Origin of the sequence: Ditibartonella apihabitans, assembly GCF_002007485.1 — a bacterium.
GTDB classification, from domain to species: Bacteria; Pseudomonadota; Alphaproteobacteria; order Rhizobiales; family Rhizobiaceae; genus Bartonella; species Bartonella apihabitans.
The window spans coordinates 646289-665144 of record NZ_CP015820.1 but is presented as its reverse complement, the minus strand read 5'-3'; the positions used below and the strand labels follow the sequence as shown (position 1 = coordinate 665144).

The following is an 18856-nucleotide window of genomic DNA, read 5'->3' as shown; positions in this document are numbered from 1 at the left end:
AAAAATTATTTTAAATATATTATTTATGGGTTAATTTCATATTTTTCATAGTACGAGTATAATTATTTTTAACTAAATAATATACTAAATTATATAAATATAATATATATTTAAAATAGTATAAATGAATTATCAAAATGAATTAATAGCGTTTTGAACATTATTTTTCTTTTCAATTCGTGCACGTATAGCCTCTACACTGGCTATTGGTGTGGCTGCAAAAAGTTTTTTAGTATAATCATGCTCGGGATGGGAAAAAATTCTGTCTCTTGTGCCATATTCGACAATTTCCCCAAAATACATGACCATGACTGTGTTGGCGATATAGCGCACGACCGACAGATCGTGACTGATAAAAACATATGTAAGGCCGAATTCCTCCTGTAGATCGGCAAGCAAATTGAGCACCTGAGCCTGAACGGACAAATCAAGCGCTGAAACCGGCTCGTCAAGAACAACTATTTTCGGGCGAAGCATTAAAGAACGCGCAATTGCAATGCGCTGCCTCTGACCACCTGAAAACATATGAGGATATCGATAGTAATGTATTTCCGAAAGCCCCACTCTCTCGAGCATTTGCTTTGCTTGCTGCTCACGTTCTTTGGCCGACAATGTTGTGTTCAACAATAAGGGTTCGGTGAGAGCATCGCCGATTTTTTGTCTGGGATTGAGTGATCCATAAGGATTTTGAAATACGATCTGCACCTTCCGGCGCATCGTTGTTGTTACTTTTTTTTGCGCAATATCAATATTTTCCCCGTCAATGACGAGCTCGCCGCTCGTTTGCGGATCAATCAGGCTCAGAATCCGGGCTAAAGTCGATTTTCCGCATCCGGATTCGCCGACGACAGCCAAGGTTTTTCCACGTTCGACACCAAACGAAACATGATTGACAGCATGTAAAATTTTTCTTTTTCCGAGCAAACCGCCGGAAATGGGATAATCACGTACGATATCTTTAGCTTCTATTATGAAATCGCTCATAAAGCATCTCCGTGCGTGTGCATAAAATCTGCAACCGTTACAAGTCGATTGCCATGGGCATTTTCCGGAAGGGCTGCCAGAAGAGCTTTGGTATAGGCATTTTTTGGCGTTTCGAACAAGGAAAGCACGTCGGCCTCTTCCATTTTTTCTCCCTTATACTGCACCACAACGCGATCTGCCGTTTCAGCAACAACGCCCATATCATGGGTGATAAGAATAACGCCCATATTCTGGCTTTTTTGGAGATCCAAAATAAGATCGAGAATCTGCTTCTGTATAGTAACGTCAAGTGCAGTTGTCGGCTCGTCGGCAATCAGTAATTTCGGGTTACATGCAATTGCCATGGCAATCATAATTCGTTGGCATTGACCGCCGGATAATTGATGAGGAAAACTCTTCAATCTGCGTTCGGGCTCGGTCAACCCGACAAGGTGGAACAGTTCGATAATTTTCTCAATCCGTTGTTTACGACCGAGCTTAAGATGGGCTTTCAGTACTTCTTCAAGCTGATAACCTACTGTAAAACAGGGATTGAGGCTTGCTATCGGTTCCTGAAAAATCATTGAAATTTCATTGCCGATGATCCGGCGTCTTTCATGATCGGTAAGCTTCATAAGATCGATATTTCCAAACATCATCTTGTCGGCACTAATCTTGGCACTTTTTGGCAATAGCCCCATGACAGCCAACATGCTCACCGATTTACCGGAGCCGGATTCACCAACAATTGCAAGTATTTCGCCATCATTTACGGTGATGTCTATGCCTTTGACTGCATAAAAAGGCCCGCTTGCGGTTTCGAAATATACACTAAGATTACGGATTTCGAGTAACGCCATCTTCAGCTCCTTTTCAATTTCGGATCGAGTGCGTCACGTAAGCCATCCCCCATGAGGTTGATTGCCAAAACAAGTACCAATATTGCAAGACCGGGAAATGTAACAATCCACCATGCGCTTGAAATAAATTCACGCGCATCGGCCAACATTGTTCCCCATTCCGGTGTGGGCGCTTGCGCCCCCATACCAAGGAACCCCAAGGCAGCTACATCAAGAATGGCATTCGAAAAAGAAAACGTTCCCTGTACGATAATGGGAGCCATACAATTCGGGAGAATGGTCTTGAACATCAAACGACCGCGGCCAGCACCTGCAAGTTTTGCGGCAATGACATATTCACGATTTTTTTCCGAAAGGACTGCAGCGCGTGCAAGGCGGACAAAATGCGGCTGGAGCGCAACCGCCGTTGCAATAATTGCACCTTGCAAACCATAACCGACGATACTCACGAGCACCAAAGCCAGAAGGAGCGAAGGAAATGCAAGGATGATATCCATAATACGCATGATGATGACTTCAATCATGCCTCCTATATAACCGGCAATAACGCCGACGACGATACCGACGATCATAGCTGCAAGGGAAACAACTACTCCCACAAGCAGTGAATAGCGCGCACCATGGAGGAGGCGAGATAAAATATCACGTCCAACCGCATCAGTTCCCAGAATAAAATTCCATGTTCCGCCTGTTTGCCAAGCCGGTGGTCTTTGCATTGCATCACGAAACTGCTCGTCATATCCATAAGGAGCAATCAACGGCGCAAGGACTGCAAGAAGGACAATAGCACAAAATACGACAAGCCCCATCACAGCGCCACGATTCATACTGAAAGAGAACCAGAATTCGCGCCAAGCCTGACGTCGGATATCGGCCGATATATTTCTGTCAGCTTTACTATTCATTACGATACACCCTGGCTATGTCTGACCCTCGGATTGATAAATCCATAAAGCAAATCGACGACGAGATTGACCACCATCACGAGCATAGCAACTATGAGTAATCCACCCTGTACAGCTTCGTAATCTCTTCTCGAAATTGAATCGATCATCCACTTTCCAATTCCCGGCCAAGAAAAAATTGTCTCGGTAAGAATTGCCCCGCCCATCAACATTCCGATCTGCAAACCGATTGTTGTTACAATCGGAATAAAGGCGTTACGCAATGCATGAATTGCAACGACACGAAAAGTGCTCAAGCCTTTTGCTTTTGCTGTGCGAACATAGTCTTCATTCAAAACTTCGAGCATGGCCGAACGCGTTTGGCGAGCGATCACTGCGAGAGGAACCGTTGCCAAAACCAATGTCGGTAAAATCAGGTGGGAAACGGCAGAGGCAAAAGCCCCCTCCTCACCCGATAGCCAGCTATCAATCAGCATAAAACCGGTGGGTTGATCGAAATAATAGAGTAGAGAAATCCGCCCTGAAACCGGCGTCCAACCCAATTTTCCACTAAAGAGCATGATCAGCAAAAGGCCCCACCAGAAAATTGGCATAGAATAGCCTGTAAGAGCCAATCCCATTGAAGTCTGGTCAAACCACGAGCCACGTTTGACGGAAGCAATAACGCCAACAACAATTCCAAGAAATATAGCAATAGTAATGGCACAAAATGTCAATTCCAGCGTCGCCGGAAAAAGTGTAAAGAACTCTTCGGCTACGCTTTGTTTGGAAACGAAAGAAGTGCCCAGATTGCCATGAAGAACACCCCACAAATAATCGAGATATTGTTGCCAATAAGGACGATCGAAGCCGAATTCGGTCATCAGTTCGGCATGGCGTTCTTCTGAGATGCCACGGTCACCTGCCAACAAAAGCACAGGATCACCCGGCAAGGTATGTACAAAAATGAAAGAAACAAGCGTAATTCCTAGAAAAGTAGGAATGATATAACCTATTTTTTTCAACAAATATTGAAGCATATTGCCTCCGCACCCATACTGCCTGGTCTAATGGCTGCCATCATTCACGCATCAACCGAAAGTTATTTTTCGATATCGACATGTTCAAAACGATAGCCCGCTACCGAATAGAGTTTGAAGCCGGTTACGTTCTTTCTCATTGGCATAAATACGGTTGAATGATCGAGCGTCAGCCAGGGAGCCTGTTCTTTGAATATCAGTTGGGCTTGTTCGTAAAGTTTCGTCCGCTCTTGCTGGTCGGTGACAGTCCTACCCTTTTCAATGAGATCATCGAACGGCTTACTGCACCAATTCGCATAATTCGTAGTCCCTATTCCAATGCATGAAAGCAGAACACCAAGGAAGTTATCAGGATCACCATTATCGCCTGTCCAGCCGATAATAATGGCACCGTCTCGATCCCTTGCTTTACCCGCTTTCATATATTCACCCCATTCCATAGAGACAATTTCGGCCTCTACACCAACTTTTTTGAAATCGGATTGAATAAGCTCGGCAGCGCGTCGTGCGTTAGGCATATAAGGCCGACTTATCGGCATTGCCCAAATCTTCATTTTGAAGTTCTTGATACCGGCAGCTTCCAACATCTGTTTGGCTTTCTCCGGATCATATGCATCATCCTTGACATTGTCATTGTAACCCCACATTGTCGGTGGCATCGGATTTTTGCGACTGTTGCCGAACCATCAAAAACGGCATCAATAATGGCCTTTTATTGACCGCCATATTGAGTGCGCGTCTTACATTAACATTGTCAAAGGGAGGCACTGTCGTATTGTAAGCCATATAGCCGATATTCAATCCCGGTCGCTCGACAACTTTCAAATCCGGATTCGATTTCAATTCACCAATATCGGCAGGAGCCGGATAAGACATGATATCACATTCGCCGGCCTTCAGCTTTTGTGCGCGAACGGCCGGATCTGTCGTGATCGAAAAAACAAGATTGTCTATCTTCGGCTTTCCCGCATAATAATCACTATTTGCCTTATAGCGTATCAGTGCATCTTTTTGATATGTGACAAAAGTAAATGGGCCAGTTCCAACCGGTTGAAGATTGAACTGTTCCCGTTTTCCCTGCTTTTCCAATTGTTGCGCATATTCTAGCGAATTAATCGACAAAAATGGCATAGCGAGATCGGCAAGAAAGGGAGCATCCGGTCGGTCAAGAATGAATTTGACTGTTTGGTCATCGACTTTCACGATATCCTTGATGAGCGTTCTAAACCCCATACTTTCAAAATACTGATAGCGAATGCCGGACGTATAGGCATGCCAAGGACTGTCCGGATTTTTAGCGCGCTCGAAAGTAAAAATCACATCATCCGCATTCAATGTTCGCGTGGGAGTGAAAAAAGCAGTCTTTTGGAATTTTACATTTTTCCGCAAGTGGAAAGTGTATTCTTTCCCGTCATCGGATATTTGCCAGCTTTCAGCAAGCCCCGGGAAAACGCCCGGTTTATCCGGATCAAATTCTACCAGCCGGTTATAGACAGCCCATGCAGATGCATCAAATGCTGTTCCGTTTGAATAAAGCGCGGGGTCGAACCCCTCCGGAGATGCTTCCGAACAATAAACCAGATTTTTTGCCGACGCTTCATTGGAAATTGCAAAAAATGCTGTTGCTACTCCAACAGAGAATACGAACTCTTTCAGTAATTTCATGGTTTCCCCTATATTATTCTATAAAACGTTTATTTGAGTCTGATTGTTACACATGTTTAAAATATTGGAACAAAAAGACAAACCTTTGTTATATTCAAGTTTATATTGACCATAGTTTTTATGTCTATGGCCAATATAAAGCTTCTATTACTCATCTATATCTACATTAACGAAGCGGTGGGCACCAACCGGATCAATAACATAGTTTTTTACTTTTTTTGACATTGGCATAGCCACCGTTGAGTTGGCGATGACAAACCAAGGAGCCTGCTGTTTGAAAATAGCCTGAGCCTGTTCATAAAGTTCTATGCGTTTTTCATGATCTGCCGATTTTTTTGCTTCCGAAATTATTTTGTCAAATGGCTCGTAACACCAATTTGCATAATTATTGCTCCCAATAGAAGCGCACGAAGCTAGAACACTCAGGAAGTTATCCGGATCACCATTATCGCCTGTCCACCCCATTATAACAGCCCCGTCGCGCTCTTTTTCACGCAACTGTTTGACATATTCACCCCATTCCATTGTGGCAATCTCGACCTTGACACCAATTTTTCCCAAATCGGCCTGCATCAACTCTGCGGCGCGTCGGGCATTTGGCATATAGGGACGGCTGACCGGCATTGCCCAAATTTTCATTTTCAGGTCTTTTACACCTGCTTTGTCGAGTAGTGCTTTGGCCGCTTCAGGATTATAATTATCTTCTTCAATGGATTTGTTATAGGACCACATTGTGGGTGGTATCGGTGTCTTGGCAGGAGTGCCTGCCCCTTCGTAAACGGCTTCGAGAATAGTCTTCTTATTGATGGCCATATTCAAAGCCTGACGCACTTCAACCTTATCAAAAGGTGGTTGAAGAGTATTATAAGCAAGATAAGCAACATTAAGACCCGGTTGCTCTTTTACAACCAAATCCGGATTTGCCTTCAATCCTGCGACATCAGCCGGTGCCGGATTTGATATCACCTGACATTCGCCGGCTTTCAGCTTTTGTGCACGCACTGACGGGTCTGTTGTGATGGCAAAAACCAAATTATCAAGCGGTTGTTTGCCTTCAAAATAATCAGGATTTGCCTTATAACGGATCACCGCATCCTTTTGATAGGAAACAAAGATAAATGGTCCCGTTCCCACAGGTTTTGCATTGAGCTCGACCATTTTTCCGTCTGCCTGCAGCTTGTCCGCATATTCCTTCGACATGATCGAAATAAAGTTCATTGCCAAATCGGCCAAAAACGGTGCTTCCGGCTGGTTCAGTGTGATTTTGACTGTATGATCATCAACCTTCTTTACATCCTTGAGAAGTTTTCCAAATCCCATGCTATTAAAATATTGCCATGATAGCCCCGGAGCATAGCTGTACCAAGGATGATCTTTCTTCCACTGTCGTTCAATCGAAAAGACGACATCGTCAGCATTAAAGTCGCGCGATGGCGAAAAATAGGAGGTTTTGTGGAAATGTACCCCCTTTCTCAAATGAAATGTATATTCCAAACCATCCGGTGAAATATCCCAGCTCTCGGCCAGAGCCGGTATAACTTCGGTTGTTCCTTTTTTGAAATCGACGAGGCCGTTATAAACTGTATGCGCACTGGCATCGAATGTTGTTCCGGTTGTATATGCAGCCGGATCAAATCCCTCAGGCGAAGCCTCGGAACAGTAGACGAGCGTTTTTGCATTTGCCGACAAAGAAAGTGTGGCAAGGCTTGCCACTGATACGCTTGCCAGCGCAATTGTCCGTAATATTTTCATAATGGTTCCTCTCTCTTTTCGCGTGTTCGTTCTACTATCGAAATCCAATACCGGCATTAAACAGCGACAGGGCTAAGTGCCGGTTGCGTAAACCACTTCGGCCCGTCTTTTGTCATATAGATCGCGTCTTCCAGACGGATACCGAGCTTACCCGGGAAGATAAGGGTCGGCTCGTCGGAAAAGCACATACCCGGCTTCAAAATAGTGTTGTCATGACGGGAAACATAAGGCTCTTCATGAATATCAAGACCAAGGCCATGGCCAATGCGATGAGGTATCCCCGGCAGTCGATAATTCGGCCCCAGATCGAACATTTCCAACGCTTTTCGTCCGGCATTGTCCACATCTGCCGCACGACCGCCAACTTTGCAGGCATCAAAAACAATATTTTGCAATTGCTTTTCTATATCCCATTTTTTAGCGAAATCGTCCGCCACATCACCAATCATATAGGTTCGTGTAATATCGGAATGATATCCTTCTACTGTTGTGCCTATATCAATCAGCACAGGATCCTGTTTTTGCAATATTTGTTCGCTTTCAACGCCATGAGGTATCGAAGTGGCCTTGCCAAATGAAACTATTGCAAAGCTCGAACCATTTCCGCAAAGCTTGCGATGGGCTTCATCAATAAACTTTATAACCTCGTATGAAGAAATTCCTGGACGCAAAAAATCACGCACATGTTTTTGCACTTCCAAAGTAACATCCATCGCATATTGGATGAGTGCAATTTCGTTTTCGGATTTTTCCATCCGCAAAGTCGTCGTGAATTGATTGGCACCGGTTAAACGGGATTGACCGATCAAAGATGCCAGAGCGAGAAAGAAATTCGCGGGAATTGCTTCATCGACAGCCAATATGCCTTTCGGATGCAAAAGTCTGGTTATTTTGTCGAATGGGCTTTCGTCTTCCTGCCAGACGACAATATCTCCCGACAAATGCGGCAGTTCTTCCAATCTCGAATGTTCAAATGCCGGAACAATATAGGTCAATTTGTCATGAGAGATCAGTACACCGCACAGTCGCTCGCTCATACCCCATTCAAGACCGGTAAAATATCGTAAATTGGATGTTGCCCCCAAAAAAACCGCATCAACATTTTTAGCCGCCATTCTTTCACGCAAACGACGGATACGCGTTAGCCGTTCTTTATCGGCAATTGGTTGCGGCCTGAGCAATATGAACTGTCCTTTTTATATGGTCGCTTTATTTACCCCTTTTCTTTAAAAGAAATACAGGGATAATTATTACTTCTAGCAACAATTGAATAAAATATATATATCTATTTTTCATTTTAATTAGAAAAAAATCCTATTTAGTTTGAAAAACGTCATAAAATTCAATTGTATAAATATAAAATAAATATCGTTTTATATCTATTCTGTTTTATAATAATATACGTCCATTAAAATTTTATTCGAAAAATTATTTTCAATGCGATAAATTTTCATAATAAATAAATTTTATATTTTTTAAATATATTATTTTTTATTGGAAGCAACGCTCTTGGTTGCTTCCAATGATGCTAAAACTTGAATTTATCCGTTATTTAGTTCTGTATATAAACAACATGGGTATGGGTATATTCAAGTATGCCATGCTTGCCGTCGGCTCCACCAATACCTGATTTTTTAGTTCCTGCATGGAAACCTTGCATAGCTTCGAAATTTTCGCGATTGATATAGGTCTCTCCAAAACGGAGTTCGTTTGATGCACGCATGGCCGTCGAAAGATCTTTTGTATAGATCGACGATGTGAGGCCATAAATCGTGTCATTGGCCATTTCAATAGCGTCATCAATTGTATCAAATGCAACGACCGGCAAAACTGGCCCGAAAACCTCGTTTTGGACAATTTCCATTTTCTGTTTGCAGTGGGCAAGCAATGTTGGCTCATAGAAGTTACCTTGTTTTATGTCAGCAGGTTCACCACCAACAAGACATTCGGCGCCTTCTTTAAGGGCTCTGTCAACAAAACCGGAAACCGAAGACAAGGCCGCTTGATTAATCAACGGCCCCATATCGGCATCGGCCATTTTTTCCGGATTGCCATAGCGTACCGCTTTCATAGCTTTGCTCATTCGCTCGAGAAATTCGGCCTCGACAGCTCTATCAACATAAACCCGTTCTGCACAGTTACAAACCTGTCCCGTATTGATAACACGTGAAGCAAGAATAGCACGAACCGCAAGGTCAAGATCGGCATCTTTCGCAACAATTGCCGGTGCTTTACCACCGAGTTCCAGATTGACTTTGGTAATGTTCTTTGCCGCAGCAGACATAATGCGAACGCCGGTATCGACAGAACCGGTAAAGCTTACAAGCCCTACATCCGGATTTTCGCAAATATTCTGACCGGTGGTCGAACCACGCCCGAAGACCATATTGAACACGCCTTTCGGCAAATCTGTATTGGCAACGATTTTAGCAAAAATAGAAGCATTGAGCGGCGTTTCGACACTTGGCTTGATGACAATCGTATTGCCGACAAGAAGTGCTGGAGCCATTTTTCTGGCAATCAGGAAGAACGGAAAATTCCACGGCAAAATACCGCCCACAACGCCGATCGCCTGTCGCATCAATAAAATGGTTTCACCCGGACGGTCCGAAGGGATAATTTCCCCTTCAATGCGGCGCGCCCAACCTGCCATATAATCCATATAGTCGGCAGTAAAATTCGCTTCCACCTTGGCAAGTGCCTGGGTTTTTCCCTGTTCTCTCACCAGAATGTTTGCAACCTCGTCCGCATGCTCGCGCACCTTCTGGGCAATCTGTTTTAAAAATTTTGCGCGTTCTATCGCCGGTAATTTCTCCCATGCCGGTTGCGCTTTTTTGGCTGCTGCAACTGCCCTGTCAACTTCCCCCTTCGGCGTTTCATAAATTTCTCCAATAACTTCATCAGTTGAAGGATTGGTAACAGGAATCGTGTTGCATCCTTTGCAATCAACAAGCTTCCCGTCGATAAAATTAAGTTCAGGTGTCATCAAAAATCCTCCACATAATAGTTTTTATGCTTAGCCCCATACCGGACTTCGACATGGGGATTGAAGGATAATCTCAATTTGCAAATAAAGCAATTTTCCGAAATAAAAATTTATAAAAATAAGTCATTAAAAGACAAAATAGATAAAAATATTTCAAACTAAGTAAAGTTATAAATAAAATTTAAATTTATTAATTATATAAAATCAATTAATGCTTTTCATTAGTCAACAAAATTATAGTTGAAGTAGTGACAATATTTTTAAATCGCGCCAATTCGTAACAAATCATGGAAATGAACAAGACCAACCGGTTTTTTGTTTTCAACCACCAGAAGTGCGCCAATTTTATGATCGTTGATCAAAGCAGTTGCTGCACCGACCATCATATCGGGAGTGACTGTTTTGGGGTCTTTTGTCATAACATCATTGACCGTAAGTTTTGAAAGGTCCCGATTGATATTTCGAGCAAGATCACCGTCTGTGACAATGCCTTCCAAATTGCCGTCGCTATCGACAACTGCAACACAACCAAAGTGTTTTTCAATAAGCACTTGCATGGCATCTTTCATCGGTGTTCCGCTTTTGACAATGGGAATACGGTCGCCACGATGCATAATATCACGGATAAACTTCAAATTTGCTCCGAGAGAACCGCCAGGGTGGAAAATTTTAAAATCGCTGGCGGTAAAGCCGCGCATTTCGAGAAGTGCAACGGCTAATGCATCCCCCATTGCAAGTTGCATTGTGGTAGACGTTGTCGGAGCAAGGCCATGCGGGCAAGCTTCTTCCACTTTTGGCAAGAGTAATAAAATATCTGCTGCTTGCCCCAAAGCCGAATTTGCGCCGGAAGTGAGCGCAATGAGGGGGATACGGAAGCGGGCAGCATGATTCAATATTCCGCCAAGTTCAACAGTCTCGCCCGACCATGATATTGCAAGGATGACATCCCCCACCTCAATCATTCCCAGATCGCCATGGTTTGCTTCCGCAGCATGGACAAAAAATGCCGGTGTTCCGGTAGAGGCAAGAGTTGCGGCTATTTTCGTACCAATATGGCCACTCTTCCCGAGTCCGGTAACAATGACCCTACCTTTGGATTGAAGAATGCTTTTAACCGCTTCGGCAAAAGGCTTGGAAAGGCCATCTTCCAAAGCTTTTTTTATGGCTTCAAGCCCTGCACTCTCGATAGAAATGGTATGTTTTGCAGATTTGACTGCGTCATCAGCAGAAAAATGAGGGGTTTTATTTGTCATCATGACCCGATTTGATAAAGCAAATCGGGTCTAACGTCTACTCTGTTTTATTTTTTTATATTCGCGATCAATGTCGTTAACGGGCCAAGAACCTTATCACGCATATCGTCTCGCGAAAGAGCAAATGCTACATTTGCTTCGATAAATCCGGTTTTGGAGCCACAATCATATGTCGTACCTTCAAAGCGGTACCCATAAAACTTCTGATCTTGTGCAAGTGAACGCATACCATCCGTCAACTGGATTTCGTTGCCTGCGCCTTTTTCCTGCCGTGACAGAATATCGAAAATTTCCGGCTGCAAAATATATCGCCCGTTAATATAGAGGTTGGAAGGAGCCGTACCTTTTGCCGGTTTTTCCACCATCTGGGTTATTTCAAAGCCGTGAGCGACCGCTTTGCCTTTGCCAACAATACCGTATTTATGCGCTTCTTCCGGATCGCATTCCTGAACAGCAACGATATTGCCGCCGGTTGCCTCATAAAGGCGAACCATTTCCGAAAGACACCCTTTTTCTGCCTGCATGACCATATCCGGCAAGAGAAGAGCAAAGGGCTCATTTCCAACAAGTTCGCGTGCACACCAAACTGCGTGCCCTAACCCTAAAGGTTGCTGTTGACGGGTAAAGGATGTTGTGCCCGGTTGTGGCTGTAAATCCTTGAGATGAGCCAACTCTTCCTTTTTTCCACGTTCGGCAAGCGTCGTATAAAGCTCGACCTGCGCGTCGAAATAATCCTCGATAACCGCTTTATTGCGCCCCGTTACGAAAATCAGGTGTTCAATTCCGGCTTCGCGGGCTTCGTCGACTACATATTGAATAACAGGCTTGTCAACAACGGTGAGCATTTCCTTCGGAACTGTTTTGGTTGCCGGTAAGAAACGTGTTCCAAGTCCCGCCACGGGGAAGACTGCTTTACGGATTTTTTTCAAACTGCTCTCCCGAATTTATTCCGTTTAATTCAACGTTTTTCATTGTATAATGCGAAAGGTGACAAAATTAGGTTTTCTCTCATCATCTTTTTTCGCAAGCTGCAATCTTAAGTGATGACATTTTACTGTCCAAAGGCTAAATAAATAGTCAATTTCACAACAGGAATGCTATTTTCCGGATTTTATCAACTTCATTAAAAATTACGATAAAATATTCAAAAAATTCGGAAAACCGGTTTAATATGGGGATGAGGCATTTTTAATTGAATTGTTGCTTTTATCAGGCGGAGCACAGATGAAAATAAAAACAAATAGTTTCCCTCAAATAACCGATAGCCGGATAACCAGACGGTTTGCAGTTTTCGGCGGCGCATGTTTCATCGGTGCATTTTGTTCTTTGCCTGTTTTGGCAAACGGTTCGGATATTGCCTTTAGGCGCTGGATTGCTGCCTTCAAAACAACTGCTTTGAACGCCGGCATTACGCCTGCAACTTTCAATCTCGCTTTCAAGGGGGTTGATTCTCCGGATCCGGAAGTCTTGAAAAAAGCAGCTTATCAACCCGAGTTTACCGATCCGACATGGAATTATTTTGACAATCGGGTGCAGGACAATGCGATTGCAACCGGTCGTGCCCATGGGAAAAAATGGGCAAAGTGGCTTGGTGCAATTGAAAAACGTTTCGGCGTCGATCGCAATATACTTTTGGCAATATGGTCAATTGAATCCGATTTCGGTGAAGCAATGGATCGAGACACTGCTATGCGCGATGCCATTCGATCGCTTGCTACCCTCGGATATGGTGACAAACGCAGAGCAAAATATGCGCAAACGCAGCTTATTGCTGCTATGAAAATTCTTCAGTCCGGCGATATTGATCGCGCCCATTTACAAGGTTCATGGGCGGGAGCACTCGGGCACACACAATTCATTCCGACAAGTTACCTGATCTACGCTGTTGATATGGATGGGGATGGAAAGCGCGATATCTGGACGTCGGTTCCTGATGCTCTGGCAACGGCGGCCAATCTTTTGAAGAAAAATGGTTGGCAAGAGGGGCGTCCTTGGGGCTATGAAGTTCTCCTTCCTGAAAATGGTAAATTCCCCCCGGGCTCGTTGCCGCTTTCCGAATGGACGAAAATGGGTGTAAAGCGGGCGAATGGCAAACCCTTCCCCTACCCTTCCGATAAAGCAAATCTGAAATTACCTGATGGCCGGAAGGGACCTGTATTTCTGGTTACAAAAAATTTCTTTGTCATAAAGCGGTACAATAGTGCCGACCGTTATGCTTTGGCTGTTGGTCTACTTTCCGACCGCATTGCCGGCCGTCCGGGATTGGTCAAAGATTGGAACAGACCGTTTTCTCCACTCAATATCCAGGAACGTCAGGAACTACAAACGAGACTGAATAAAATGGGGTACTATCACGGCAATATCGACGGTAAAAACGGAGAGGTAACCAAAAAAGCGATCGAGACTTATCAAAGTCGCAATGGTTTGCCCGTTGATGGAAATCCGAGCCGTGAATTATTGACAATTCTTCGTAGCCGTTAATTCCGGAAAATTGTTGATGAAAAGACTTGTACGTTTTGGCCTCTTTCTGTTTCCAGTCATTGTATTGGCATTTGCACCGGCAGTCGCAGATGCAAGAAATATTTTTGATATTATCTTCGGGCGCAAACAGGAAGTGCAGCCGGTCTATCCACCGGCACCACCGCCGGTGAAGAAAAAACGCGTTACCAAAACGCCTGCACAGCAAAAAGCCAACCAGAAGGCACAGAACGCGAAACGCATTCTGGTGATAGGGGATTTCGTCGCCAATGCTGCCGGTGACGGATTAAGCCAGCTTTACGCAGAAAATTCCGATATTGTTGTTTTGATTTCAACAAATCTGTCATCCGGTCTCGTTCGCGACAACCACTATAATTGGATAGATAATATTCCGAAGCTCATAGCAAAAGAAAAGCCGGATGTCATTGTCATGGCACTTGGTGCAAATGATGATCAACCTATCAAAACCAATGGCGAAACCATCGATGTCAACGCCAGCGAATGGAAAGACAATTATCGTCAACGGATTACCGCACTTACAAATGCTCTCAAGCAAACAGGCAAACCGTTCTTATGGTTAGGCAACCCGTCTTTCAAAGATCGCGACTTGAGTATTGCAATAGCTTCTTTCAACAGACTTTATAAGCAACAGGTGGAAGCAGCTGGCGGACATTTTATCGATGTATGGGAAGGTTTTGTTGATGAACAGGGAAATTTCGCGCTTTCCGGTTACGATGTAAACGGACAGACAGCCCGATTGCGCGCCAATGACGGGATAAATTTTACCACTGCGGGAAAAAAGAAACTCGCTTTCTACCTTGAAAAACCGTTGGACGGCATTTTCAATTTGAATTCCAAGGATGACAAGGACAATATCAAAGTCGATCCGAACGGACCTGTTATTTCTGTTTTACCACGCGATGTCGACCGGATTGCACCTGTCGGCTTTTATGACATGGCGGGACAGAATAATGGTCTTCTTGGTGATCCTGACAACCCGAAAACTCTGAAAGATGAAGATTCCTGGGTTCCACGAAACGGTAAACATGCAGGGCGTGCCGACAATTTTTCGACGGTTCAATAGACCGATGTAAAATTGTTCATAAAAGCAACGAGCGCCCCTCTACTCATTTTCATAACCATTTATTTCAGAGGATTGATTGCGAACCGCCTTGGTGAACAACAATGTTTTCCCGACTTTGTGGCGATTGGCCGGAAAATTTTTGAATAAAACAGTTCTCAAAACTCTGTCCGCGTTTTACGCTTGGTAATGATATGGAAATGAGTGAGCGTTAAAGAAAATAACAATCGGGAAATACCGGAAAAACCTGTTGCAGCAAATGTGAATAAGCCAAGAAAACGATGATCGTTACTTTGTAATTCGATCTTATTCGACAGCTTCTTCTATTTCATCCAATGTGTCGTCCGACAAACCGAAGTTACGGCCGATTTCCTGAATAAGAACATGGGTTACAATATCGCCTAGTGCTTCATCATTTTCAGACCAATAATCAAGAATTGGTCGCCTGAACAATGTAATCCGGTTCGTTTCATTGCCAGTATTCAGAGAAAACCGCTCGCTAATGCCTTGTCCTTCAAACAAGCCCAAAAGCTCGAACGGAGATTCAAGTCCCATATCATCCATCATCTGGTCATCAGGAAAATCCGTGACACTTATAACAAGGTCCTTACAAAGAACCCGAAATTTTGACGGCAAATTGGCAAAAGAATTTCGGGCAATAGAATCTATTTCATTCAAACTTGGAGAGAGGCGAGAGGCCCAGTTATGACTATGGTCTGGTCTAGCCATATTAAATTACATGCTCCATTGCAGCTATCAAAAACGTGTTTTATTAGCTCGCTCTCAAGCGGCTAATTCAAAATCCGGTTTAATTTTTTTAAAGCCCGTTAATTCAGGCCCATGGATGTTCCTTTGCATTCTTTTTTTCAAAAGAATCAATTTCGGACACCTTGCGCATAGTCAATCCAATATCGTCAAGTCCGTTCAACAGGCAGTGCCGGCGAAATTCGTCAAGATCGAACTTCAATGTTCCACCGTCAGGTCCATGGATTTCCTTTTTCTCAAGGTCGATGGTCATGGTTGCATTAGCACCGCGTTCTGCATCCTCCATCAGTTTTTGCAAATCTTCCGGACTGACAATAATTGGCAAAATACCGTTTTTGAAGCAATTGTTATAAAAAATATCGGCAAATGAAGTCGAAATAACACAACGTATCCCGAAATCGGCCAATGCCCAAGGCGCATGTTCACGCGATGAACCACAACCGAAATTATCTCCCGCGACAATGATTTTGGCGTGACGGTAAGCGGGTTTGTTCAAAACGAAATCAGGATTTTCAGATCCGTCATCACGATAACGCATATCTGCAAAAAGCCCTTTGCCCAGCCCCGTCCGTTTGATCGTTTTCAAATAGTTTTTTGGAATAATCATATCGGTATCAATATTGACAACCGGCATTGGGGCTGCAACACCCGTCAGTGTTGTGAACTTTTCCATTTTTCAAAATCCGAATTTTAGAGTTTTTCCAATAATTCTTACTCCTGCATGAGTAAGCTGTCAAAGTGATGGAGACAAGCTCATCCTATGCGCCATTTCCCCGGCTTTTTATATCAAATTCAGGTTGGCTTCTTTAATTTATAACTGCAATTTGAATGACGAATTTTCAAAAGAAGCATCTTCTGGCGGATTTTTAACCAAAAAACACCACAAGATAAAACCCTTAAAACCGAAAGGAGTGAATTTTCCTCCTTTCGGTTAATCACACCTCTAACAAGGCCGTACTACTCAAATACCGCGTTTCCTCATTAATGCATCCGGGCTCGGCAAGCGGCCGCGGAAAGCTTTATAAAGTTCTTCCGGATCACGACTGCCACCGGCCGAATAAATATATTTTTTCAGTTTTTCAGCTGTTTTCGGGTCAAAGGCATTGCCGGTTTCTTCAAAAGCCTCGAACGCATCTGAATCAAGAACTTCTGCCCACATATAGGAGTAATAGCCCGCAGAATAACCGTCACCGGTAAATACATGCGTGAAATGGGGTGGACGGTGGCGCATAATGATTGCCTTCGGCATACCCAATTTTTGCAATTCTTTTTTCTCGAATTCGGTCGGGTCATCAACTTTTCCGCCTTCATGGAAGGCCATGTCAACAAGCGCGGAAGCCGTAAATTCGACGGCGTCAAAGCCACCATTGAACGTGCGTGCAGCGAGAACCTTGTTGAGCAATTCTTGCGGCATTGGTTCACCGGTTTTGACGTTCCTTGCGTAAGTTTTCAAGGTTTCCGGAACAGTGACCCAATGCTCGAACAATTGTGAAGGAAGTTCGACAAAATCTCTTGCCACAGAGGTTCCCGAAACAGATGGCCATTTAACCTCCGATAACAGACCATGGAGGGCATGTCCGAATTCGTGAAACAGGGTTCGCGCATCATCCAATGACAAAAGTGCCGGTTTTCCCTTGGGCGGCTTGGCAAAGTTACAAATATTATAGATGATCGGTTTGCGCCCTTTTTTAAGATGATGTTCGGTTTGTAATTCGCTCATCCATGCACCTGAGCGTTTGCTCGGGCGGGCGAAATAATCTCCAATGAAAAGCCCGCGTAAGCTTCCGTCAGGATTTTTGACCTCGAAAAGCCGTGCATCTTCATGCCAAAGCGGTACGCCATGCTTTTCTTCAAAAGTGACACCGAAAAGCTTCTTTGCGGTCGCAAAAGCGGCTTCAATCATTTTATTCAGTTCAAAATAGACTTTGACCGATGCTTCATCGAACGAGAATAATTTGGTGCGCAGTTTCTCCGCATAATAGCGCCAATCCCAAGCAGCCAATTCGTCATTGCTTCCTGTCTCAGCTGCCAGTTTTTGCAGCTCTTCTGCTTCTTTTTCGGCCTTGGCAACAGCTCGCTTCCAGACAGGCATTAAAAGCTTCATGACATTGTCGGGCGTTTTGGCCATTGTGTTGTCGAGTTTGAACGCAGCAAAGGATTTAAAGCCGAGAAGCTTTGCCTTTTCATCACGCAATGCCACAATCTCGCTGATAATCTTCCGATTGTCATTTTTATTGCCATTTTCGCCACGCTTTGCCCAGGCCTCAAAGGCAATCTGGCGCAAGTCCCGCCGGTCGGAAAAAGTCAGAAACGGTTCCACAACCGAACGCGCAAGCGTCAGTGCATAGGAATCCGGCTTTCCTCTTTCCTTTGCCGTCTCTTTCATTGTCGCAATAAGATCGTCCGGAAGTCCGGCCAAGTCTTCTTTTTCAAGATAAAGAACCCAATCGGCTTCATCATTCAATACATGTTGGCCGAACTGTGCGCCAAGCAAAGCCAATCGCTCGTTTATCTCTGCCAGTCTTTTTTTATCCTTTTCATCAAGAAGTGCACCGTTCCGAACAAACCCTTTCCATGTGAGTTCGATCACACGCGTGGTTTCGGCATCGAATTTTGCTTTTTTTGCTTCCTCATGGAGGGCATCAATTTTTGCAAAAAGTCGCGGATCCATAAGCAATTTTGAAGAATAACGCGATAGCTTCGGTACAAAATCCTGTTCCAATTGCTGGATCAGATCATTGCTATAGGCACCCGAACGGAGAAAGAAAACCGAACATACATGGTCAAGAGACTTGCCTGCAAGCTCGAACGACTGCAAAAAACCGTCAATCGTGGCAGGTTCCGGAGAGGCCGCAATTTGTTCAATTTCGGCTTCGGCATCTTTTAATGCTTCTTCAAAAGCTGGCTTGAAATCTTCATCATGAATTTTTGAAAAATCAGGCAGACCTTCAAAACCGGTCCACTCCAGCAACGCCGTTTTTGACATATTTTTTATCTCCAATCTTTTTGCTGCAAATTGTTTGCAATGATCAATGTGTACCACATGTAATAATTAAAACTATGAATGCCAGCGTCTCTCAAACTCTTTTTACCCTTAAATGCGTATCCATTCTTCTGTCTTTCGGATGA

Annotated in this window: 14 protein-coding genes and 1 pseudogene; 2 read left to right on the top strand and 13 right to left on the bottom strand. The window is 44.0% G+C overall.

The window, feature by feature from the left end:
• Window positions 1-132: 132 nt before the first annotated feature.
• The 10 genes and pseudogenes from BBC0178_RS02990 to galU all read right to left on the bottom strand — a co-directional run bounded on the left by BBC0178_RS02990 (window position 133) and on the right by galU (window position 12332).
• Window positions 133-984: a dipeptide ABC transporter ATP-binding protein gene (locus BBC0178_RS02990; protein WP_078039153.1), complete on the bottom strand. Its 852-nt coding sequence runs from the start codon at window positions 982-984 to the stop codon at window positions 133-135.
• Complete coding sequence (locus BBC0178_RS02985) at window positions 981-1823, bottom strand: ABC transporter ATP-binding protein (RefSeq protein WP_078039152.1); 843 nt, start codon at window positions 1821-1823, stop codon at window positions 981-983. Before BBC0178_RS02985 ends, BBC0178_RS02990 begins: the two co-directional genes overlap by 4 nt.
• 2 nt (window positions 1824-1825) lie before the next feature.
• Window positions 1826-2728 (bottom strand): ABC transporter permease subunit, encoded by a 903-nt coding sequence (locus tag BBC0178_RS02980; protein WP_078039151.1) that lies wholly within the window; start codon window positions 2726-2728, stop codon window positions 1826-1828.
• Entirely contained in the window at window positions 2728-3747 is a 1020-nt protein-coding gene (locus tag BBC0178_RS02975; protein WP_077970608.1) for an ABC transporter permease subunit, read from the bottom strand. The genes BBC0178_RS02980 and BBC0178_RS02975 overlap by 1 nt, the downstream gene beginning before the upstream one ends.
• 62 nt (window positions 3748-3809) lie before the next feature.
• Window positions 3810-5412 (bottom strand): annotated as a pseudogene (locus tag BBC0178_RS02970) (ABC transporter substrate-binding protein).
• Window positions 5413-5559: 147 nt separating this feature from the next.
• Window positions 5560-7164 (bottom strand): ABC transporter substrate-binding protein, encoded by a 1605-nt coding sequence (locus BBC0178_RS02965; RefSeq protein WP_077970604.1) that lies wholly within the window; start codon window positions 7162-7164, stop codon window positions 5560-5562.
• 56 nt (window positions 7165-7220) lie between these two features.
• The gene (locus tag BBC0178_RS02960; RefSeq protein ID WP_225868337.1) at window positions 7221-8345 is read right to left on the bottom strand and encodes a M24 family metallopeptidase; all 1125 of its coding nucleotides are present in this window, start codon (window positions 8343-8345) and stop codon (window positions 7221-7223) included.
• 371 nt (window positions 8346-8716) lie between these two features.
• Window positions 8717-10150, bottom strand: coding sequence for an aldehyde dehydrogenase (aldA, locus tag BBC0178_RS02955; RefSeq protein ID WP_078039150.1), 1434 nt, complete (start codon window positions 10148-10150; stop codon window positions 8717-8719).
• A gap of 260 nt (window positions 10151-10410) precedes the next feature.
• A complete protein-coding gene (locus BBC0178_RS02950) occupies window positions 10411-11403 on the bottom strand; it encodes a KpsF/GutQ family sugar-phosphate isomerase (RefSeq protein WP_077970600.1) in 993 nt (330 codons plus the stop codon).
• A 47-nt stretch (window positions 11404-11450) separates the two neighbouring features.
• Window positions 11451-12332, bottom strand: coding sequence for a UTP--glucose-1-phosphate uridylyltransferase GalU (gene galU / locus BBC0178_RS02945; RefSeq protein WP_077970598.1), 882 nt, complete (start codon window positions 12330-12332; stop codon window positions 11451-11453).
• A 295-nt stretch (window positions 12333-12627) separates the two neighbouring features.
• On the opposite strand from galU, the gene BBC0178_RS02940 reads away from it, so the two are divergent.
• Both BBC0178_RS02940 and BBC0178_RS02935 read left to right on the top strand, forming a co-directional pair.
• The gene (locus BBC0178_RS02940) at window positions 12628-13884 is read left to right on the top strand and encodes a lytic murein transglycosylase (protein ID WP_078039149.1); all 1257 of its coding nucleotides are present in this window, start codon (window positions 12628-12630) and stop codon (window positions 13882-13884) included.
• A gap of 16 nt (window positions 13885-13900) precedes the next feature.
• Window positions 13901-14965 (top strand): SGNH/GDSL hydrolase family protein, encoded by a 1065-nt coding sequence (locus BBC0178_RS02935; RefSeq protein WP_078039148.1) that lies wholly within the window; start codon window positions 13901-13903, stop codon window positions 14963-14965.
• 303 nt (window positions 14966-15268) lie between these two features.
• On the opposite strand, the gene BBC0178_RS02930 is transcribed toward BBC0178_RS02935, so the two are convergent.
• The 3 genes from BBC0178_RS02930 to BBC0178_RS02920 all read right to left on the bottom strand — a co-directional run bounded on the left by BBC0178_RS02930 (window position 15269) and on the right by BBC0178_RS02920 (window position 18713).
• The gene (locus tag BBC0178_RS02930) at window positions 15269-15691 is read right to left on the bottom strand and encodes a metallopeptidase family protein (protein ID WP_078039147.1); all 423 of its coding nucleotides are present in this window, start codon (window positions 15689-15691) and stop codon (window positions 15269-15271) included.
• A 103-nt stretch (window positions 15692-15794) separates the two neighbouring features.
• Window positions 15795-16400 (bottom strand): 3-isopropylmalate dehydratase small subunit, encoded by a 606-nt coding sequence (gene leuD, locus BBC0178_RS02925; RefSeq protein ID WP_078039146.1) that lies wholly within the window; start codon window positions 16398-16400, stop codon window positions 15795-15797.
• Window positions 16401-16688: 288 nt separating this feature from the next.
• A complete protein-coding gene (locus tag BBC0178_RS02920; RefSeq protein ID WP_078040324.1) occupies window positions 16689-18713 on the bottom strand; it encodes a M3 family metallopeptidase in 2025 nt (674 codons plus the stop codon).
• Window positions 18714-18856 lie beyond the last annotated feature (143 nt).